The organism is Parapedobacter pyrenivorans (assembly GCF_014636865.1).
Taxonomy (GTDB): Bacteria; Bacteroidota; Bacteroidia; order Sphingobacteriales; family Sphingobacteriaceae; genus Parapedobacter; species Parapedobacter pyrenivorans.
Genome location: NZ_BMER01000005.1, coordinates 136,649 through 158,613, shown reverse-complemented (window position 1 = coordinate 158,613; position 21,965 = coordinate 136,649). Strand labels below are relative to the sequence as shown.

11 protein-coding genes are annotated in these 21,965 nt (G+C 53.4%); all 11 read left to right on the top strand.

The annotated features are described in order from the left end of the window. The first annotated feature begins 173 nt into the window (after positions 1-173). The 11 genes from IEV98_RS19785 (at position 174) to IEV98_RS19735 (ending at position 21,955) form a co-directional block, all read left to right on the top strand. On the top strand, positions 174-3,371 hold the full coding sequence (locus tag IEV98_RS19785; RefSeq protein WP_188507768.1) for a TonB-dependent receptor: 3,198 nt from the start codon (positions 174-176) through the stop codon (positions 3,369-3,371). Positions 3,372-3,440: 69 nt separating this feature from the next. Next, positions 3,441-5,081 (top strand): RagB/SusD family nutrient uptake outer membrane protein, encoded by a 1,641-nt coding sequence (locus IEV98_RS19780; RefSeq protein WP_188507767.1) that lies wholly within the window; start codon positions 3,441-3,443, stop codon positions 5,079-5,081. A gap of 113 nt (positions 5,082-5,194) precedes the next feature. Beyond that, entirely contained in the window at positions 5,195-8,899 is a 3,705-nt protein-coding gene (locus tag IEV98_RS24535; RefSeq protein ID WP_229738866.1) for a GH92 family glycosyl hydrolase, read from the top strand. 14 nt (positions 8,900-8,913) lie between these two features. Next, a complete protein-coding gene (locus IEV98_RS19770) occupies positions 8,914-10,260 on the top strand; it encodes a sulfatase family protein (RefSeq protein ID WP_188507766.1) in 1,347 nt (448 codons plus the stop codon). Then, positions 10,257-11,654 carry a hypothetical protein gene (locus IEV98_RS19765; protein ID WP_188507765.1) on the top strand — a complete coding sequence of 466 codons (1,398 nt, stop codon included), beginning with the start codon at positions 10,257-10,259 and terminating at the stop codon, positions 11,652-11,654. The genes IEV98_RS19770 and IEV98_RS19765 overlap by 4 nt, the downstream gene beginning before the upstream one ends. Then, positions 11,651-13,432, top strand: coding sequence for a DUF1961 family protein (locus IEV98_RS19760; protein ID WP_188507764.1), 1,782 nt, complete (start codon positions 11,651-11,653; stop codon positions 13,430-13,432). The genes IEV98_RS19765 and IEV98_RS19760 overlap by 4 nt, the downstream gene beginning before the upstream one ends. Next, the gene (locus tag IEV98_RS19755) at positions 13,422-15,989 is read left to right on the top strand and encodes a DUF4962 domain-containing protein (RefSeq protein ID WP_188507763.1); all 2,568 of its coding nucleotides are present in this window, start codon (positions 13,422-13,424) and stop codon (positions 15,987-15,989) included. Before IEV98_RS19760 ends, IEV98_RS19755 begins: the two co-directional genes overlap by 11 nt. After that, positions 15,986-17,575: a sulfatase family protein gene (locus IEV98_RS19750; protein WP_188507762.1), complete on the top strand. Its 1,590-nt coding sequence runs from the start codon at positions 15,986-15,988 to the stop codon at positions 17,573-17,575. The genes IEV98_RS19755 and IEV98_RS19750 overlap by 4 nt, the downstream gene beginning before the upstream one ends. After that, positions 17,562-19,019, top strand: coding sequence for an alkaline phosphatase D family protein (locus IEV98_RS19745; RefSeq protein WP_229738865.1), 1,458 nt, complete (start codon positions 17,562-17,564; stop codon positions 19,017-19,019). Before IEV98_RS19750 ends, IEV98_RS19745 begins: the two co-directional genes overlap by 14 nt. A gap of 10 nt (positions 19,020-19,029) precedes the next feature. Further along, the gene (locus tag IEV98_RS19740; protein ID WP_188507761.1) at positions 19,030-20,424 is read left to right on the top strand and encodes a sulfatase; all 1,395 of its coding nucleotides are present in this window, start codon (positions 19,030-19,032) and stop codon (positions 20,422-20,424) included. Between the two features lie 7 nt (positions 20,425-20,431). Next, positions 20,432-21,955: a sulfatase family protein gene (locus IEV98_RS19735; RefSeq protein ID WP_188507760.1), complete on the top strand. Its 1,524-nt coding sequence runs from the start codon at positions 20,432-20,434 to the stop codon at positions 21,953-21,955. The last annotated feature ends 10 nt before the right edge of the window (positions 21,956-21,965 follow it).

Here is a 21,965-nt window from a genome sequence, read left to right as displayed (position 1 = left end):
GGCAATGACCACAAAAAAGCCGGAGGCGTTCGCGGCGCACCCGGCACAATGCTGGCATTGACTCCATTCGCTTAAAAAAGTAACCAATTGTTAACCAAACATTTTGTCAAATGTATAAAAATTCTATTGTATTTCGCCTCCCCAGGCGATATCTGTTCAAATTGTTGCTGACCATGAAACTTGTTACCCTAATGTTGACCGTTACATTCCTACAAGCCGGGGCCATGGGCTATGCACAGAAGGTAACCATACAGGTAAAAAAAGCATCCATCGCCGCTATATTGGAACAAATCCAACAGCAAACGGGTTATGATTTTCTGTACAACAGTGCCCATTTGAAGGGAACGAGCGTGGTTGACCTGAATTTCAAGGATGCCCCGTTGAACGAGGTTCTCGAAGCCTGTTTCTCAGGTCAACCCCTTACTTACCAAATAGAAAACACAACGGTACTCGTGCGCCGCAAAAAGGAAAATGCAACGCCAGTCGATGTAGAAGTTCAGCAAACAGAAATCTCAGGACGGGTTACGGACAACGAAGGAAAGCCCCTCGAGGGTGTAACGGTTACCGTAAAGGGTTCGCCCCTTGTAACCACCACGAATACGTCAGGTCGGTTTTCCCTACAAATTCCGCGTCAGGCAGCTACGCTGGTCTTCTCATTGATGGGATTCGAATCAAGTGAACGCTCCATTGACGGTTCCAACGAGATAAATGTGGCCTTGTCGCCCTCGCTCAGCGACCTCGATGAGGTCGTGGTCATCGGTTACGGAAGCGTAAAAAAGAGCGACGTAACCGGCGCTATCGGATCCGTCGATCGCGATGCCATCGTGCGTACGGCCAACATACAGGCTGCCGGAGCCATACAGGGACAAGTGGCCGGCGTTAATATACTCAAAGTCAACGGAAAACCCGGAGACGATTACGGCATCGAAATACGGGGATTGAACTCCATTGGAAAGGGGAATGCACCCCTCGTAGTCATCGATGGTGTAATGGGCGGGTCGCTGAACTCACTGAATCCGGCTGATATCGAAAAAATCGATGTACTAAAAGATGCTTCAGCTACGGCGATTTACGGATCTAGGGGATCGAATGGTGTAATTATCGTAACCACCCGGCAAGGGGCACCCGGAAAAAACCGGATCGCATACGATGGCTATGTCGGGATGAAGACCCCAACGAACCTCCCTGACCTAATGGACGGCCCCCAATTTGTCGCAAATTTCAATGAAATCTTAAAAAATGGCGGCACTCGTTTTTTCGACGAAAAGGAACAACAAAACATTGCCAATGGAAAGTATACCGACTGGGTCGACCTGCTGCTGCAGAATGGCATGCAATCAAGCCACAATGTATCCCTTTCGGGAGGGGGTGAAAATTCCAAGCATTTCTTTTCTGCAGGTTACCTAAAGGAAGAGGGGAATGTCCCCGCAGAAGAGTTCAGCCGATTGACGTTAAAAGCTAATATCGACGGCAAAATAAACAACTGGATCAATGCTGGTACATCCACTTATGTTTCTTATAGTATACAAGACCAAGGGTCTAATGAGGCCCTCCGGAGCGCCTATCGACTGCGGCCAACTGGCGATGCCTATGACGAGGCCGGCGAGCTGCTTTTTTGGCCGACTACCAGCGACAGCCAAACCCCGAACGCACTTTTTGATCCACTAAACGTCAAAAATGAATTCCGGAACTTCCGGGTATTCGGTAATCTTTTCGTAGAATTGAACCTCATAGAGGGGCTGTCGTTCCGATCGACCATTTCTCCGTATTTGGAAAGTGTGCGCAATGGAACTTTTGCTGGAAAATATTCAAAAGCAAACACAGGAACCCGAAATGGAAGAAGCGGATACAGTAGCCAACTTAATTTCTCCTACACGTTAGACAACATGTTGTCTTACAACAAAACCATCAAATCCCATTCCTTCGGCGGTATACTCGCCAATAGTGTGGTTGTCAACCGAAATGAGGGCGCTGCCCAAAATGTATTGGACCTACCGTACGATTCCTTTTGGTACAACACCGGATCCGCGGGCAACATCGAAGGGGTATCGAGCTACCTGACTGAATGGGCACTCCTCTCCTATATGGGAAGATTCAATTACTCTTTCAATGACAAATACCAGTTGACACTTACCGGGCGAGCCGACGGCTCATCAAAGCTGGCAGCGGGGCATAAGTGGGCTTTCTTCCCTTCAGCGGCGATCGCTTGGCGGGTAAGCGAAGAGGATTTCCTTCGCGATGTAAAACCGCTTTCCAACCTCAAGCTTCGCCTGAGCTACGGTGTAGTGGGCAACGATGCCGTTGCTCCGTATTCGACCCAGGCATCCATCTTGCAAACGATGTACGATTGGGGAGGCAATGCCGCGCTGGGCTTTGCGCCCGGTGCCATTGCCAACAGATCCCTTGGCTGGGAAAAAAGCAAGGAAATCAACCTCGGTATCGATTTCGGGTTTCTCAAGAATCGGATTTCCGGGTCGGTCGATATCTACAACAGAAAAACGGAAGACCTGATCCTGAGCCGGGCACTCCCCCAGCATACAGGCTTTGGCGCCATCACGGCCAACGTCGGCTCGACGGCCAACAAGGGGGTAGAAGCCGCGCTCAATACCGTAAACATCCACACCAGCAATTTCTCATGGAAAACGACCCTTACTTTCGCCAAAAATCACAACGAGATCGTAGAACTCTACGGAGACAAGAAGGATGATATCGGAAATAAATGGTTTATCGGACAGCCCATACAAGTACATTATGCCGAAGTCTTTGATGGGATATGGCAGCTCGACGAGGCCGAAGAAGCCACTAAATACGGTGCAGAGCCGGGCCATGTAAAAGTAAAAGATCTCAATAGCGACGGTCAGATTACGGAATTGGACCGACAAATCATCGGGAGCCCGCTCCCGAAGTGGATCGGTGGCATGACCAACACCTTCGCCTATAAAGGAATTGATTTCTCCTTCATGCTGTACGCTCGACAGGGATCCATGGTTTTCAGTCCATTTCATCACTCTAATTTTGCGCGGGAATGGAACGGTCGATATAACAAACTCTATGTGAATTATTGGACGGAGACCAACCCTTCCAATGAGTGGCCTGCGCCCAACAACACCGGCGGCAGGGCCCGCGAAGAGCTGAAAGCCTATGTGGATGCTTCTTTTGTGCGTGTGCAGAATATTACATTGGGATATTCGTTCTCGCCAAACATCCTATCACGTCTGAAGATGTCGGGGCTAAGACTATACTTGACGGCAAATAACCCACTGATATTTACGGATTATGCAGGGTTTGATCCGGAGTGGAGCGGACAAAACACATTTAATATGGGCGTAAGCTCAGCTACTTACTTGTTTGGCGCAAATATATCTTTTTGATAACCAGTGACGGAAATACTAACTACGGACTCGTTACATGTAACGATGGAGCCGTCAAAGAAAAATGATATGAAATCGATTATAAAAAACATATGGGGCATTGCAATCGTGGCCTGGGTAATCTTAACCGCGGTTTCCTGCAACGGCTTTTTGGATGAGGAACTCATCTCAGACCGCACGACCGACAACTATTATGTAGACGAGCAGGGGTATGAAGACCTCGTAAAATCAGCCTACAGCCCGTTGCGAGAGATTCACAAGCTACGGGGCTTGACACTACTGGGTACCGACATCTTTACGCGGCCAGGTGACCCGGCCTTGGGTGGGCTGAACGAGTTTAATGAATACTCGGGACAGGCTATCAACCCCCAAGATGGGAATGTGGCTGTTTATTGGGCATTTTTGTACCGGGCAATCGCTCGCGCCAACACCGCTGTAGATCGTGCTCCGGAGGTATCCATGGATGAAGCAACCAAAACAATACGGATTTCTGAAATCAAATTCCTAAGGGCCCTTTATTATTTTTACCTGGTGCAGCAATTTGGTGATATCCCGTTGCCACTCAACGAAATTACCGAAGTGGTGACTACCGCCGAACGGATACCTGAAGCACAGGTTTACGATCAGATTATCAAAGATCTGGAGAAGGCTATTCCTGTTCTTCCACCCGCGCAGGAAGAATATGGGCGGGTTACAAAAGGTGCAGCCCAACACTTGCTCGCCAAGGTATACCTGACCCGCGGATACCGCGATTTTGCGGGATTCGATGATTTCGCAAAAGCCGCGAGCCTAGCTACTGAGGTTATCGGTTCTGGCGAGTATCAATTGCTTGACACCTTCGGTGAGGTCTTCCGGCAGGGCAATGAAGAAAACAATGAAATTCTGTTTGCCGTCCAGTACAGTGCCAATACCGTATTAAATGGCGACGGCAATGAAGGCGATGGCAACGACGCCCATTCGCTCTTTGGTCAGGGAGTGGACGGACTGATCGGCATGGATCGGTCGAGTACGTATAACCGGCAGCAAGCAACCTACGTTCCCACGAGATACCTATCAAGCCTCTATGATACGGATATGGATTCACGTTACGACGTTACGTTTTTACGGATTTTCTACGCTACCGTAGACAAAGGCGATGTAAAAGTAGGGGATACCGTACTCTACTTTCCACAATGGGACGAGCCTTGGGCCGCCGAACGGATGGCCGCCGCAGACTACCTCGTCGTCAACTACGATGAATACTACATGAATGTAGCCAAGCAAAATCAGTTTCCGCCACTGTGGAAATTCTTCGAAGCCGGCTTACCCTACGGCGATGACAAAGGGACCCGCGACCTATTTGTGTTCCGTTTGGCAGAGACCCATCTCATTGCCGCAGAGGCGTATCTCAAGGCCGGGAATGAACCCAAGGCCCTCGAACACATCAACGCGGTGCGCCGGCGGGCCGGTACTCCGGGGATGAAAGACGAAATGGAACTTTCCTCGGTAACGCTAGACGACATTCTCGACGAGCGGGCCCGCGAGCTCTGCGGTGAGGAACCCCGGTGGACAGAGTTGAAACGGACAGGGAAGCTCATCGAGCGCGTGAAACTGTACAACGAGCGGGCTTCGGAAGCTAATACCATCAAGGATTTTCACTTGCTACGGCCGATACCACTGTCACAGATCGAGCGCTCATCGAACACCGTTCCGCAAAATATAGGCTATTAACCGATAGATAACCACATACACGCGGCTTCGCCGGTTGGTGGCAGTCCGACGGATTCCGCCAGCAGGCGAAGCCGTGCTTACCGTCCGGCAAGCCGGCAGACTAAAATTGATGAATGATGCGATTAAAAATGGATGGATTTCTGGCTGGTTTAGTAAGTGTAATCTTTGTATGCTGCTGTCAACCTACGTTTGCCCAAAAAGGGTGGCAAGCGCTATTCAATGGTCAGAATCTGGATGGATGGGAAAAGAAAAACGGAACGGCAAATTACGAAATACGTGACGGTGCCATTGTTGGTATTTCGCAGCTGAATACCCCTAATACGTTTCTCTGCACGAAAGAAACGTATGCGGACTTCATCCTGGAAATGGATGTACAGATTGACGCCGGCCTCAACTCCGGTATACAGATCCGGAGCCTGAGTCTCCCCGAAGTGGACAACGGCCGCGTGCACGGCTACCAAGTGGAAATCGACCCTGCTGAACGCGCATGGAGCGGAGGCATCTACGACGAAGCCCGCCAAGGGTGGTTGTATCCGCTGTCTATCAACGAGAAAGGCAGAAAAGCGTTTAAAAACGGTGAATGGAACCGCTACCACATCGAGGCCGTGGGCAACACCATCCGGACTTGGGTCAACGGTGTGCAGTGTGCCAACCTGATCATCGATCTAACGTCCGAAGGGTTTATTGCCCTGCAAGTGCATGGCATCAAACAGAAAAACCAAGAGGGGCTCACGGTCAAATGGCGCAACATCCGGATCAAGACCGAAGACCTCGCCGCCGATCGCTGGAAGCCGGATAACGACGTAGAAGAAGTAAGCTACTTAGCCAATCAGCTGACCGAGCGCCAAGTCGACGAAGGGTGGCAATTGCTTTGGGACGGTAAAACCACGGAAGGATGGCGACGGGCAAGTGCCAAGGATTTTCCCCCCACGGGATGGCAAATTGAAAATGGCTTGCTGAAGGTACTGCCATCGGAAAAAGGAGACCCTAACAAAGGTGGCGACATCATTACCGATCGTGAGTTTGCAAATTTCGAGCTTGAATTGGATTTTCTGATTACCGAAGGGGGCAACAGCGGAATCAAATACCTGGTGGTGGAAGAACTCCGAAAACAACGGCCGGGAACGGGCCTCGGTCCTGAATATCAAATCCTCGACGACGAACGGCATCCCGATGCCAAAAACGGCATCGATGGAAACCGCACGGCGGGATCGCTCTATGACCTGATCACAGCAGGAAACCTAAGCGAACCCGGAAAAAACAAGCGGGCCAACAAGCCGGGAAGATGGAACCGGGCGAAGATTGTCGTAAACGGTAACCATGTGGAGCATTGGCTCAATCACATCAAAGTGGTGGAGTATGATCGCGGGTCAGCCGCCTTCAAGGCTTTGGTCGCGAGAAGCAAGTTTCACGAAGTGGCGGATTTCGGACAGGCTCCATCGGGCCATATCCTCCTGCAGGACCACGGTGATTTAGCGTATTTCAGAAACATTAAAATCAAGGAACTCCCAGCTCCCGTTGACCTCGTACAACCACTGGTCGATGCAGCCAATTCCCGGTGGTTCTTTTTCAACTCGGCAACACGGCCTTTTGGGATGGTCAACCTAAGTCCCGATATGGAGGTAGATGGCGACTGGGGAACCGGCTATCGGTATCACCAGGATACGATCCGCTGTTTCAGCCATGTACACGGCTGGCAATTATCAGGTATTCCGGTGTTGCCCACAACGGGGCCATTCCGGGGGCATTTAGGCCCGCATGCGTATGGATCAGCTTACACACATCAAAAGGAAATTGTCAGGCCGGGTTATCACAAAATCGTACTGGATGATTATGGGATCACGGCAGAACTGACGTCCACCACACGGGTCGGATTCCACCGCTATACCTTTCCCAAATCCCGCGAAAGCCACATTCTCTTTGACTTCACGACGGCATTAGGGCCCTCAAAGACCGATAGGGGCTATGCCCGAAAGATCAATGATCGGGAAATCGAAGGCTATGCCGTCATGGGAGCAACCGTACGCCGCCCTAAACCCATAACGGTATACTTTGCGGCTCAGGTGGATAAACCTTTCCAGCAATTTGCGGGCTGGCAGAACGGGGAACTGGTAAACGGAATCGATGAAGTGGATGGCGAGCATACCGGCATTTTTATCAGCTTTCCGACCACGCAGGACGAGGAGATACAGCTAAAAGTCGCCATCTCCTACGTCAGCGTGGAACAAGCACGTCTCAACCTGGATGCCGAGCTGCCCCACTGGAATTTTGATCGGGTGGTCCGTGAGTCGAGGGAAGAATGGAACCAATGGCTTAGCCGGATCACTGTGGAAGGAGGCACCCTCGAAGAGCGCCAGCGGTTTTACACCGACCTGTGGCATGCCTTGCAGGGAAGACGAATCATCAGCGATGTGAACGGAAAATACTGCGATATGACCGGAGCAAACCCACTGATCGGCCAGATACCGCTTGATGAAAATGGCAAACCCAAATTCAACCACCACAATTCCGATTCCTTCTGGGGTGCCCAATGGACGATCAACACGCTGTGGCATCTGGTCTATCCCGAGGTCACCCATTCGTTTGTCAACTCCATGCTGCTGATGTATGACGATGGCGGATTGATTCCTCGCGGACCCGCCGGAGGTAATTATACGTTCGTGATGACCGGTGCCTCATCCACTCCATTTATCGTAAGCGCATACATGAAAGGTATCCGCGATTTCGACGTGGAAAAAGCGTACGAAGGCCTGCGTAAAAATCACTTACCGGGCGGATTGATGAGCAAAGCGGGATATGAACACCATACGTTTAAAGGCGGTGGCATCGAACCATACATCGAGAAAGGCTACGTGCCTTATCCACTCAGTGACACCCGGTACGGCTATCACCAAAACGGCGCGGCACAAACGCTGGAATATGCCTACCAGGATTTCGCCCTGTCGCAATTGGCGCATGCGCTGGGCAAGGCGGACGACGAGCAGTCATTCCGCCGACGCGCCGGAAATTACAAAAACCTTTGGAACAACCAATTGGGCTGGATGTGGGTAAAGGATAGCACCGGCCAATGGCGGTCGCCCGCCAATGTCCTGACGTATGAAAACGGATGGGTAGAAGGCAATGCCGCGCAATACACCTGGTTTGTTCCCCATGACGTTGCCGGACTGATCGATCTGATGGGAGGTGCTAATAGATTCCGCGGAAAACTCGACAGCGTATTCCAAGTGGCCCAGTCCCATCATTTCACATCGGGCAAATCACACTCCGTGGAAACACACGCCCAAAACAGGGAGGTCTACCTTAACTATGGCAACCAGCCCAGCATACACACCGCCTTCCTGTTCAATTATGCCGGTGCGCCCTACCTTACCCAATACTGGTCAAGGCAGGTTATCAAGGACGTTTACAGCGGTATATCCCCCGACTATGGGTACAGCGGTGATGAAGACCAAGGACTGATGGGCGCGTTGGCCGTACTTTTCAAGATCGGGCTTTTTACTACCGACGGCGGTGTGTCGACTACGCCTGTATACGAGATCGGCAGTCCCATATTTGATAAAATTACGCTCCGCCTCAATCCGGACTATTATCCCGGCAAGAAATTCGTCATCGAAACCCGTCATAATAGCCCCGAAAACTATTATATCCAGTCCGCCACGTTAAATGGAAACCCGTTGGATCGGGTTTGGATACCCCACGATACGATGATAAAAGGTGGGACGCTCCGGCTGGACATGGGGAATGAACCCAACAAGCATTGGGGGGCGTCGCCCAAACTGGCTCCGCCGTCCATGTCTACCGGTAAGACCAACGAATAAAAACAGGAGTGACGATGCGAAAGATTGGCTATCCGGTTCTCTTCTTCGCGGTGTGGGTACTGACCACTTCCTTGGATACCTACGCTCAGCCTCAACCAAACATTGTGGTTTTCCTTTCGGACGACCATGGGCAGGAAGATGCAGGATGCTATGGAAACACGGACGTGTTGACACCTGTCATTGATCAGCTTGCGCGGGAAGGCATGGTATTTACCCGGGCCTATACACCGGTTTCCGTGTGTGCCCCCTCCCGTTCGGCATTGTTTACGGGCTTATACCCCCACCGTAACGGGTGCTCCCGCAACCACGGATCGGTATTCGAGGGTATCAAGTCACTGCCCCATTACCTCGCCGCGGCCGGATACGAAGTCATACTGGCCGGGAAAGAACACATCAAGCCAAAAGAAGTGTTTCCGTTCACCTATATGGAACGGTATCAGATACCCGAGTACCTGAGCCGCCGGAAAGAACGCCCGTTTTGCCTGATCGTTTCATTGAACGCACCGCATCAGCCCTACTTTAACCTGAAAGGGGGGCATGGTCGGGTCACCCCCAAGCGATGGCTACCCCATACACCGGAGACCGTGCAATATACCGCGGCTTACTACGATCACGTGACATTGGCCGATCAGGAAATCGGATCGGTACTGTATTGGCTGGAGCGGCTTGGTCTCAATGAAAACAGTATCCAGCTGTACCTCAGCGATCACGGCCCTGCCTTCCCATTCGCCAAGTGGACGCTTTATGAACAAGGCATACGCATCCCACTCATTGTCAAGTGGCCCGGCGTGGTGCAACCGGGTACCGTTTCCGATGCTCTCGTGAGCATGGTCGATATCCTCCCCACGTTACTCGATATGGCAGGCGTTGCTCCCCAACCGCTGGACGGCAAGTCTCTTACCCCCGTCCTGCAGGGCCAGGCAACGGCCCTGCACCACGCTGTATACGGCAGCTATACCAATCTGGGTGTGCAGGGCGCCAATGAATACTCCATACGGACGGTGGTAAGCGACCGCTATAAACTGATCGTGAACCTACGTTCAGGCAATCACTTTTCGTTGAAAGCGATGGACGAACCGGACGAACGGGCGGTTATCGATGCCAAGCAGGTGCTTGATTCGTGGCTGTCGAGTGGCGATGCCAATGCTATCCAACGTGCCCGTTATTACCGGAGCCGGCCGCCTATTGAGCTGTACGACCTCTTCCAAGATCCGTATGAATTGAATAACCGTGCGCATGACGAAGCGCTGAACGGCACCGTAAGGGAAATGTATCAGCTGTTGGAAGACTGGATGAAATCACAAAATGATCCCTTGCTGAACGAAATGGAAATGAACCGGACAAAACTACGCAATAAATGACCCGAAAGGAATTTATATACCAAACAACGGCGGGATTTACCGCCGTATTGACGCTACCGGGCGTCTGGGCTTTTCACAACCCGAAAGGCGAAGAAAATTGGACGCCGTTTGATTTCCGCCCATTCCGGAGTGGAAACACCGCTGCGCCGGTTATGCAGGTAACACCGGATGATGGGTTTTACCTGCATACCTTTTATGATGTATGCCCCTGGAGCCCATCCGGACGGTACCTCGCCGTAACCAAGCTACCGTACCAACGCAAAAAACCGGTTTGGGGGGATACCGCAGCTGTTTGTGTGGTCGATCTGGAAAAACAAGCCATACGCACGGTTTACCAGACCAAGGCTTGGTCTTTCCAGGTAGGTGCAAACGTGCAGTGGGGCCATGCTACCGACCGATACCTGTATACCAACGATCTCATCAACGGTATTCCCGTCTGTGTACGCATCGATCTGATAGCCGGAGACATTAAGGCCTTCTCCGGGGCCAAATACGACATCGCGCCAGATGATAAATCGGTAATCAGCCCGAACCTCCTGAACATGAACATCCATCAATATGGCTATGCGGTGCCCGATCCTCCTCCCGGCAAACCCCAGCCCTTCCGACCGGAAGACATGTCGCGCGAAGGGCTGTGGAAAACCGAGCTTGAGCGAAACGAGACGACACTGCTCGCCACCATCGATCAATTTTTCGACGCCGTGGCCGAAAATGATCGCCAGCGATACATCGGCAGCATCGGCTACCTCTTCCATTCCAAATTCAACCGGCAGAATACCCGTATTTTGCAGGTCTTCCGTGCGCAGGTCGACGGCGAGGGCCGCAATGCTTCCTTGTTCTCGATGGACACCAACGGAAAAGAGCTGACCCAGTGTTTGTCGGCCGAAAAGTGGAACCAGCGTGCCCGATTGGGTGGCTCCGGCAATCACCCGAACTGGCATCCCGATGGGGAACGGGTGATTATGAATTGTATCCCGACCTGGCTGGGGTATAAAGACATGCTGTTTTGCTCCTTTGATTATAGGGGAGGTCAGTTTACGGTTCTCTCCGAAAAACACCTCGGCAGCGGCCACCCCACCATGCACCCCGGTTCGCGGTACCTGCTCGCGGATGCCTATCCCAAACAAACCTATGTGGTGCCTGAAAGCGGGGAAATCCCCCTTCGGCTCATTGATCTGAAATACGACACCGAAACGATTATCTGCACCCTACCGACCGATGTGGGCGGCGGCAGCAACCAATATTTACCTCCCGATCGCATAACCGGCGGAAGCCATCATAAACTGGACCCTCACCCTGCCTGGAACAGGGACTATACCCAGATTTGCTTCAATGGAGCACCCGAAGGAAACAGGCAAGTGTTTATTGCTGATATTCATACGTTATTACCATGATTAGATTGATTTTTACGCTATTACTTTTTAGTACCGCCATACAAACCGTCAGTGCACAGGATGGCTGGCAAAAAGACAACATACTCAACCTGATGAACAAAACGGCACGGTGGCAGATGCAGCAGCCGGCCAAATACCCGAAGCTCGACTGGCACGAAGGGACGTGGTATGCAGGCTTAATGGCACTTTACGAAACCACACGCGACTCCATTTACGACGATTACCTTTGCAATATCGCGTCCAGCCATCATTGGCAGGGGATGTCCGATGTGTATGATGCCGACCGCTTAATGGTGGTACAGACTTACCTGGACCTCTTCCGGCACCAACCCGACAGCCAACGTATCCAGCACAGCAAATGGATGCTGGATGCCCATTTGGCCCGACGACCCAAAGCCGACGTACAGTTTACAGACAACCCCTATCGCAGGGAATGGTGGTCATGGTGCGACGCGCTTTTCATGGCTCCACCTGCCTTTGCAAAGTACTACCGGTTGACAGGGGATGAAAAATACCTCAACTACCTGACCGAACATTGGTGGAAAACATCGGAATACCTCTATGCCCAACCGGAAAACCTCTTTTACCGCGACGACCGGTTCTTCGACGCCAAAAGTCCCAATGGTGCGAAAGTCTTTTGGAGCCGCGGCAACGGCTGGGTGTTGGCAGCGATCGCGCGCATAGGAAGTGAACTACCGGTCGATTTTAAAGGCCGCCCCCGATTCGAAAAGCAATTTGTGGAGATGGCCGCATCCATCCGCGCGCGCCAGGGAACCGACGGCCTTTGGCGGGCAAACCTGTTGGACTACGACGCATTCCCAGAGCCGGAATGCAGTAGCACGGCGCTCTTTTGCTATGCGTTTGCCTGGGGGATCCGTACCGGCTTACTCGACGCCGACACCTACCTACCTGTCGTCAAGAAGGCTTGGGCCGGGTTGAGTAGCCACATCAACGCGGAAGGACGGCTGGGCTTTGTGCAGCCGCCGGGTATTGAACCCAAGGCATTTTCCGAAGAAAACTGGGAATCGTATGGAACGGGGGCGTTCTTGCTAGCGGGATGTGAAATTATTCGGCTGCTTGAAGAATCCGGTCCTGCCGTGACCTATGAAAAGGGGGAACTGCTTTACGAAAACAAGTTGTCAGACCCGGCCGCTGTCCGCGGATGGGTGATGGAAGGACCCGGCAAGATGGAATTTAAGAACGGCTGGATGGAACTATCGGCCGAACAGCAGCAATGGCATCACGTGCTCTGGTGCCCCGAAACCTTTCCAGGCAGTTTCGTCGCCGAATGGGAAGTGCAAAACCTCCACACCGAGGCCGGCCTGTTGATTACCTTCTTTGCAGCGGCCGGAAAAAACGGCGAAGACCTCTTCGACCCCGCGCTTCCTCCGCGCGAGGGCACATTCAAGTATTATACAAAAGATCAGATCAACAGCTACCACATCTCCTATTACGCCAATAATCCCAAGAATCCGACACGCGAGTTCGCCCACTTACGCAAGAATAGTGGCTTCGCGCTGGTACAAACCGGCCCAGAGGGCATCCCAAAGACATCGCCTGCCGTTCACCACATCAAGCTGGTCAAAGACCAAAGCCGTATCTGCTTTTTTATCGATGGCCGTAAAATCATTGACTGGACAGACGATGGGAATACACAAGGTCCTGTCCTAGGTGCAGGTAAGATCGGTTTCCGCCAAATGCAATGGTCACACTTCCGCTACCGGAACTTCCGGGTTTGGCACCTCACCCATCAAAACCGTACAAGCCATGATTCGTAAGCAACTGATGCGCTTGTTTGCGGTCGGGGCCGCATCAATCCTCATTCAATGCGGAGGCCCACGTACGCAGCCGACGTCGTATCCCGATGCGGTCTACTCGCGGTACCTTTCCGTCCCTGAACCGACGGCCGGTATTGCGGCACAATTCAATGCGCCTGTCCTCCGTTGGCCCGCAGAAAAGGAAAAGACGGCGCGTTACGACGTCCGTCTCTCACCCGATTCGCTGTTTGCAAACGGACAGACACTGCATCGCGAAGGCATTCCCTGGGCACTGTTCAATCCGCACCAGCGCCTTTCAGAGGGAACGTGGTACTGGCAGTACCGGATATCCGGCGGAACCTGGTCTGCATTGCAGACTTTTCAAATCACACCCTCCGCCATCTCCTTGGTGTCTCCACCCGCAAACCGGTTCCTCGATGGAATACCGGCAGTTCATCCACGTTTACTCGCAGATGGGGCAGATACGACCCGCATCCGGTCCCTCGCTGCTGACGGTGATGTGCAGGCGATTATCCGGGAAGCGGAAATGGCCCTGAAACAGCCCATCTTGACGGAGCGCGACGGCCTGCCGAAAAGGCGGCACGACGACGCCGAGCGGAATCGCAAACAGGAGCAGGATGCCAGCAAGCGATTGGGTGATTTCGCCTATGGCACCACGCTGCCGCTGTGCCAGGCGTACCTCCTCACCGGCGACAGCCGGTACCGTCTCCATGCGATACGCATTGCCCGGGAAATTGCCACGTGGGACCCCAAAGGGGTATCCCGGATCAGCGACTTCAGCGATGCACGCTGCATGCTGGCCCTCGCGCTCGTATTCGATACCTTTCACGGGTCGCTGACCAGCGCGGACCGCGCCCACATACTTCGATCAATCGCCGAACGTGCCACCAGCTTTTACACCAGCTGGCGGAACGATGTCGAGGCAAAAATATTGAGCGGCCACGTATGGCAGCACATCCTGCATTATTTTTTTCAGACCAGCATCGCCGTATATGGGGAAGTTCCTGAAGCTGCCCAATGGCTGGAATATGCGTATGAACTATTCCTTGCCCGCGCACCCATATTGGGTGGCGTGGATGGTGGATGGATTGAGGGGGCATCGTATTTCCGGATGAATATGGCGACACTCATCGATATTCCCCTGACCATCAAGCAGTATACCGGTTTTGATTTTATCAACACACACCCCTGGTATACGCATACCATCGACTGGCTGCTATACCATGTCCCCCCCGGGTCGGCGGCAGACGGGTTTGGAGACAATACCGAAGAGGTCTTTTCGCCGGGCGTGGCGTATATTGCTTATGCAGACATGCTCGCCAGAGTGACCGGAAATCCCAAAGCCGCGCGGTATGTGGAACTGTGCCGGCAATACGAAAATCCGGACATCGCTACCGATCGGTCCCTGCGGTGGATCCGGCTGGCCCGGACGGAAGACGCGGCCATCGCCAGCTCGGCTGCCGCCGCGCAATTGGAAACCGGAAAGATCTTCCGGGAAATCGGCCTGGCAGCACTGCATTCCAATCCGGGCAATACGCCTGAAAATCTCATGGTAGCGATGCGGTCGAGCCCCTTCGGTTCGTACGGACACTTCCTTTCGGATCAAAATGCGTTCAACATCTTATACGGCGGCAAACGTGCTTTCTTTCGCACGGGCTATAAGGTAACGATGAAGGACCCGCACCGCACGGGCTGGTATCAGCACACCAAAAGCAACAACAGCCTGTTGATCGATGGTGCCGGCCAGCCCTATAGTGTGGAAGCATATGGCTGGATGCCCCGGTTCCTGCAAGGGGAAGAAATGGCCTATGTGATGGGGGATGCGTCTGCCGCGTACAGCAGTGCCGAAACCGGCGAAGACTACGGGCTGAAAAAGTTCCACCGACACCTGCTCTTGCTTAAACCCGATATTATCGTGGTGTATGATGAACTGGAGGCTGACCATCCCGCAAGCTGGTCGTGGCTGCTCCATAGCATGGCCAAAATCCACATCGATACGGCAACCAATCGCTTTTCTTCCCGCTTCGAGGGATTCTCCGGCGCAGGTAAGCTGTGGGCGCCCTCGGCAGTTTCCTGGAGTTTGGCCGATACGTTTGAAGTACGGGCAGAAAATTGGCGCGGAAGCCTCAATCAGTTTGGGGAGCTGAAGCGTTATGACGATGAACAATGGCACCTCAAAGCGATCAACGTTGCCAAGATCCGCTCCACACGTTTCCTCGCCGTCTTTCAGATTGGCCCCACCGTCAACATCGAAGCGGCTGAAGAGACCTACCGCGATGGTGTGCTGACCGTCTCTTTGGGTGATTGGGATATCCGTGCGCAATTGGACACCGCACGTTCACCGGGCTTATCCGTCACGAACCGCTCGGGCACAACCGCCTTTTCCACGCACGCCGCTCAGCTCTCGCTGGCCGGGAAAACCTTCGGTCAACAAGAAGGCAGTGCAAAACTTGCCGAAATGCTCAGTAGTCATATCCGCTATGTGGAGGCTTCGGATGAATTGCCCTACGCCATGCAGCAACGTTTACTAATCGACACCAAAAACAAGAAAAAATGAACAAGTTCTTGATCTATAACGTACTGATTGGATCCTTGGTCGCTTGGGGTGGCTGTGTCCAGCAACCCCATAAACCGAAGTCTCAGCGGCCCCCAAACATCCTGTTTGCCATCGCCGACGACCAGTCTTTTCCGCATGCTTCGGCCTACGGCATGCCCCTGTTTAAAACCCCGGCGTTTGACAGCGTGGCCGCACATGGCGTCTTGTTCAGCAATGCATTTGTCGCCGCCCCCCAATGCAGCCCTTCCAGAGCAGCCATCCTTACCGGCCGCAACATCTGGCAATTGGAAGAGGCGGGCACACACAGCAGCTATTTCCCCAAGAAATTCCCAGTGTTCACCGATGCACTGGCATCGGCCGGCTATGTTACCGGCTATACCGGCAAGGCTTGGGGGCCTGGCAACTGGCGCGATGCCGGGTGGAAGCAGAATCCCGTAGGCCCCGAATATAACAACGAAAAATATACCAGCCTACCCACCAGCGGGATCAATCCCACAAACTACGCAGCTAATTTCGAACGCTTCCTGGAGGAAAAGCCCGATGGACAGCCTTTTTTCTTTTGGTTTGGCTGCCATGAGCCACACCGGGTATATGAATACGGATCGGGCCTTCGCCAAGGATTGGACTCGGCGGGAATGGACGTTCTCCCGTTCCTGCCCGACCACGATACGATACGGACCGACTTATTGGACTATGCATTGGAAATCAGCTGGTTTGACCAACACCTTAAGAAAATGCTCGACCTGCTGGCGCGCAGGGGCGAACTGGAAAATACGATCATCGTCGTAACAGCCGACAACGGCATGGCCTTCCCCCATGCCAAGGCCAGCCTGCATGAGTATGGCATCCACGTGCCCCTGGCCATTTGCGGTCCCGGAGTCACCGGGCAACGCTTGGTCGATGCGCCGGTGAGTCTCATTGACCTGGCACCTACCATCCTCGATTGGGCCGCTGCGGAGCCCCTGTCTGCAATCGCCGGGAAAAGCCTTATCCCTTTATTAAACGGCAACCTAGCTGATACGGCCAACCGGTTTGTGCTGACCGGAAGGGAGCGGCATACGCATGCCCGGCCGGACAACCTCGGTTATCCCGCCCGAGCCATCCGTACCGCCGAGTACCTGTACATACGCAACCTTAAACCCGACCGGTGGCCCATGGGCGATCCGCCGCCGGATAACCCGGACAGTGGTGCCGTCGGTACCGGTATGAAACCGATCGTGTTGGGCTTTGAGGATATCGACGATTCGCCCACGAAAGAACTCCTGCTCGCCAATCGGTACCGTTGGCCGGTGCAATACGGCTTAGCTACCGCCAAGCAGGCGGCCGAAGAATTGTACGCGATCCGCGAAGACCCCGCCTGCGTAGCAAACTTGGCAGCCGATAGCCACTACACCGACGTGCTGGCTAGGCTCCGTACCCAACTCGAACAACTCCTGATCGAGCAGGGAGATCCGCGGATGATTTCGGGAAGCGATGTATTTGACAGCTATCCGCGGTTTGGCAGAATGCGCCCATTCCCCGGCTTCCGCGAGCAGGGAGCGTATAATCCCGCCTATCAAAATAAGGAGCAACATGATGGAGAATAACATGCACACACAGAGCCGAAGGAACTTCCTGAAGAAAACGGGGCTTGGCATGATGGCGCTCCCTGCTTTCGAGGAAATCGCCGCCGCGATTTCGCTCCCGGTTTATTTTACAACGGGATTTAAAATCTCCGAAGTGACCGACCGGTCGGCCATCTTCTGGACCCGATTATGCCGCCAGGAAGCACCCGTTCCCATCCGGCACAGCCGGCGGGAAGAGGTATTCAGGCATCCTATCGATTTCGATGAAAACCAGCCGGTGGGCAACATGGACGGTGCCGTTGCCGGTGCCTCGGGATTTGTGCGGATTACGCTCTTTAACGGTCGTATACAAACGTTCCGTTCGGATTGGTACACAGCCGCAGCTGACGACGATTATACCGTTAAAATCCCGATAGACAACCTGAAAAGCGGCACAAATTACCGCGTTGAAGTCGAAGCGCGTGCGTCAATGAAGGGCGCCTCCGCCTATATCGGCGGTTCGTTCCGGACGGCACCGGACCCGCGAACACCCGCCGCAGTGAATTTGGTGGCCTGCACCTGCCAGTACTTCTGGAGTTACGACGACAAGGAACGGGGATTTAAGGTGTACGACAGCATGCGCCGGCTGCGGCCGGATTGTTATGTCCACACGGGTGACTATGTCTACTATGATAAACCCGGGCCGCTGGCTACGACGCAGGAAAAGGCACGGCACAAATGGCACGCCATGAATTCAAGGCCAGCTATCCGTGATTTCTGCCGTGAGGTACCCATCTACATGCTCAAAGACGATCACGACCTCCTGAAAAATGATGTCGACCCGACTGCACAACCCTACGGCGAGCTTTCCTATGCCGACGGCATGAAGATATGGACGGAACAAGTGGCGCTCCGTGGAAAACCCTACCGGACGTATCAATGGGGTAAAGACCTACAAATCTGGCTCATCGAGGCGCGTGAATACCGGTCCAACAACGACCTACCCGACGGCCCGGGTAAAACCATCTGGGGCGATGAGCAGCTAACGTGGTTCAAGGAAACCCTCGCTACTTCCACAGCAACATTCAAACTGCTCATTTCACCCACACCGATTGTGGGCCCCGACCGGGACACCAAAAAAGATAACCACGCCAATAAAAACTTCCACACAGAGGGAGCTTGGTTGCGGCAGTACCTATCGACGGTAGACCAGCTATTTGTCGTCAGCGGCGACCGGCATTGGCAGTACTTCTCCGAAGACCTTGAAACAGGCCTGCTGGAGTTCGGATCCGGCCCGGTCAGCGACTTCCATGCACAGGGGTGGAAACCGGGCGATGTGCGGCCGGAACACCGTTTCCTGCGTGTCAAAGGCGGATTTCTGCAGGTCCGGATATTCCGAGAAGAAGAAAATCCCTGCATTCAATTCAATCACTACGATGTGGATGGCAACATCGTTAATACCCATACACACTATGCTTACTCATAAATCATCAATCATGATCCGGACAGCCCTTCTTTTAGTGGTGTCCACGTTACTAACCGGAGTTCCAACAGAACTATGCGCACAACAACCTACGTTGCCTAATATCGTATTCATTTTGGCCGACGACCTCGGTTGGTCATCGCTCTCCATACCGATGGACAAAGCCGACCCGCAGTCGGCCAGTGATTACCACGAAACCGCCAACCTGGATCGGTTGGCTGCCGCAGGCATGCGTTTTTCCCGGACTTATGCCTCCGCGTCCATCTGTTCGCCTTCCAGGCGAAGCATCCTCTTCGGCCATACCCCCGTCCGGCAGGGAGATGAGTCGTTTGGAGCAAATTACCAGCCAACGACAGGGAACTACCCAACCTTGCCCCAAGTACTCAAAGGCATCGACAGCCGCTATCAGACGGCTCATTTCGGCAAGTGGGATATGCGTGCCGGATTTTCCCCCGAAGATGCGGGCTATGATGAAAGCGACGGCGATACCGGAAACAAAAACGGCAATTTTGCCATCGAGGGAACGGACAAGTGGACCGATTATTTCATCACGGGCGATCCGAAACGGGCGAATACACTCGCGGCACGGGCCGCCAACTTCATGACGCGCCAGGCGAAAGCCGGGGTCCCCTTTTTCCTGCAAATCTCGCACTATGCCACGCATATAGAGAAGCAGACGACTGCCGAATCGTATAAAAAATACCAGAAAAAGCCTAGGGGAAAAAAGCATGACGATCCTGCGTTCGCAGGTATGCTGGAAGACCTCGATCACAGTATCGGAGCCGTGTTGGATACCCTCGAACGGCTGGGCATTGACCAAAACACCTATGTCTTTTTCATGGCCGACAATGGCGCCACCGAATTCATGCCTGCCGTGCGGAACCGGCTGGATCACCCGTCGAAGTTTCCCAAGCCGATGCGGAATTATCCCCTTCGCGGCGGAAAATGGACACTTTACGAAGGGGGCATACGGGTGCCGTTCCTGGTCATGGGTCCCGGTATTGAGGCCGGTAGCCAATGTGACGCCCCAATTGTCGGTTGGGACCTGCTGGCTACGTTTGCCGAGCTGGCCGGTGGAAACCCCGCTTCCAGTAACCTGGACACCGATGGCGGCAGCTTCGTGAGCCTGCTCCGGGGCGAAACGGGCAAACCCGTTGCGCGCACAAACAACGCACTCATTTTCCACCGCTACAACGACGGGTATCCCCATTCAGCGGTGATCAGTGGCGACTACAAACTGTTGAAATTCTGGAAATCCGGCAAGGTGGAATTGTACAACCTCAAGGAAGACCGGGGTGAAACGCATAACATTGCCGATAAAAATCCCGGAAAAGTCAAGGAATTAGAAGCCGAAATGACTGCCTATTTCCAGAAGGTGAATCCCGAATTATTAACGCGTTATCAATAGCAAAACCATGAAGTACGGTTCTTTATCCTTTCTGCTCGTAGGGTACCTGCTGCTTTTCGCTGCCCGGTCATCCGGACAGCAGAAAGCTTCCCCGCCGATTATCATCATCATGGCCGACCAGTTGCGGGCCGATGTCATCGGCGAAATGACACCGAATATTTCGGCACTTGCGGAGGCCGGCGTCTCGTTTACTTCCGCGTATGCGGCCTCACCGCTTTGTGCGCCTTCGAGGGCCTCTTTCTTCACCGGGCTTTATCCCAATCGCACGCATTCGCTGATTAACCCGTGGGCGCCACAGGATGCCCATTATGGGTATGTAAGTGCGGGCATTCCCAACCTATATACCCTGATGGAGGATAGTTGGGACAGCTGGCATGTGGGCAAGCAACACCTTTTTACCGAAGACCCGCTTGAAAAGGATCCGGAAAGTAAGACGCACTGGATTACCCAGCAGACGTATGCGCAGTGGATGAAATCAGAAGGTGTGGACAAGCCCGGAGGACGTGCTTTCAAGGCATTGGTTCCTGAACAGGTATCCGGACGCCATACCGGCGCCCGGTATTATTCAACGCCTTTTGCCGCACCCTACGCCCCGGGCGTCGACTACTTTACAGACCGGTATTTCAGCAACGAGGCACAGCGGGCCATCCGACAGCGCGACAAAACCAAGCCGTTGCTGCTCAACTGCATGTTTCTGGCTCCGCATCCACCCTTCCATATCCCCGAACCTTATTTTTCAGTAATCCCCAGCCAACAGGTGGATTTGCCGGACAATGTCGGCCAGTGGTACCCCGGGCAATCTCCCCTGCAATTGTACAACATTACCGGATTTTTGGGTACCCGATACACCCGCGACGAATGGCGGGACACCTGGGCAAAATACCTTGGTCTGGTCAAGCTGCTGGACGACGAGGTCGGCCGGATCGTCCAAACACTGAAAGAAGAAGGCCTTTACGAGCAAGCCATCGTTATTTTCACCGCCGACCATGGCGAAATGCTCGGCAGCCATTCGCTCTGGCAGAAAAACTGCATGTATGAAGAGTCCGTCCGCGTACCGTTGTATATCCGGTTTCCGGTTGGTTTTCCGGTTGACCGTACAGCCATTGTTGAGCCGGTGAGCCTGGTAGACGTATTGCCTACCTTATTGGACTATACGGGTGTGCCCGTTCCGGAGGACCTTGATGGCCAGTCGTTACTCCCGTTGGTGCGTAACGAGCAGCCAAACAAGGCACGACCGATATTCCTGCAATACGACGGCAACGGTTCCCTGGGAAACTTCCAGCGGGCAGTCGTAAAGGATGGGTATAAATTGATCGTCGATCTATTTGGTGACGAGGTATTCCTCGAATTATACCAGGTAACCGAAGATCCGCAGGAAAAAATGAACCTCGCTTTCCAACGGGAAAACGAACGCCGGGTGCGCGAACTGTTGACTTGCCTCCGGGCACATATGGAACAGACGGACGATCACCTCTCCATTCCGGAAAATGTGTACGTACAATTTACAAGCCATTACAACCGTTTGAACTAATGATGAATAG

What these genes read in the sequence shown, in the direction of transcription:
- IEV98_RS19785 (WP_188507768.1), top strand. Translation starts at nt 174, where the DNA reads ATGAAACTTGTTACCCTAATGTTGACCGTTACATTCCTACAAGCCGGG.
- IEV98_RS19780 (WP_188507767.1), top strand. Translation starts at nt 3,441, where the DNA reads ATGAAATCGATTATAAAAAACATATGGGGCATTGCAATCGTGGCCTGG.
- IEV98_RS24535 (WP_229738866.1), top strand. Translation starts at nt 5,195, where the DNA reads ATGATGCGATTAAAAATGGATGGATTTCTGGCTGGTTTAGTAAGTGTA.
- IEV98_RS19770 (WP_188507766.1), top strand. Translation starts at nt 8,914, where the DNA reads ATGCGAAAGATTGGCTATCCGGTTCTCTTCTTCGCGGTGTGGGTACTG.
- IEV98_RS19765 (WP_188507765.1), top strand. Translation starts at nt 10,257, where the DNA reads ATGACCCGAAAGGAATTTATATACCAAACAACGGCGGGATTTACCGCC.
- IEV98_RS19760 (WP_188507764.1), top strand. Translation starts at nt 11,651, where the DNA reads ATGATTAGATTGATTTTTACGCTATTACTTTTTAGTACCGCCATACAA.
- IEV98_RS19755 (WP_188507763.1), top strand. Translation starts at nt 13,422, where the DNA reads ATGATTCGTAAGCAACTGATGCGCTTGTTTGCGGTCGGGGCCGCATCA.
- IEV98_RS19750 (WP_188507762.1), top strand. Translation starts at nt 15,986, where the DNA reads ATGAACAAGTTCTTGATCTATAACGTACTGATTGGATCCTTGGTCGCT.
- IEV98_RS19745 (WP_229738865.1), top strand. Translation starts at nt 17,562, where the DNA reads ATGATGGAGAATAACATGCACACACAGAGCCGAAGGAACTTCCTGAAG.
- IEV98_RS19740 (WP_188507761.1), top strand. Translation starts at nt 19,030, where the DNA reads ATGATCCGGACAGCCCTTCTTTTAGTGGTGTCCACGTTACTAACCGGA.
- IEV98_RS19735 (WP_188507760.1), top strand. Translation starts at nt 20,432, where the DNA reads ATGAAGTACGGTTCTTTATCCTTTCTGCTCGTAGGGTACCTGCTGCTT.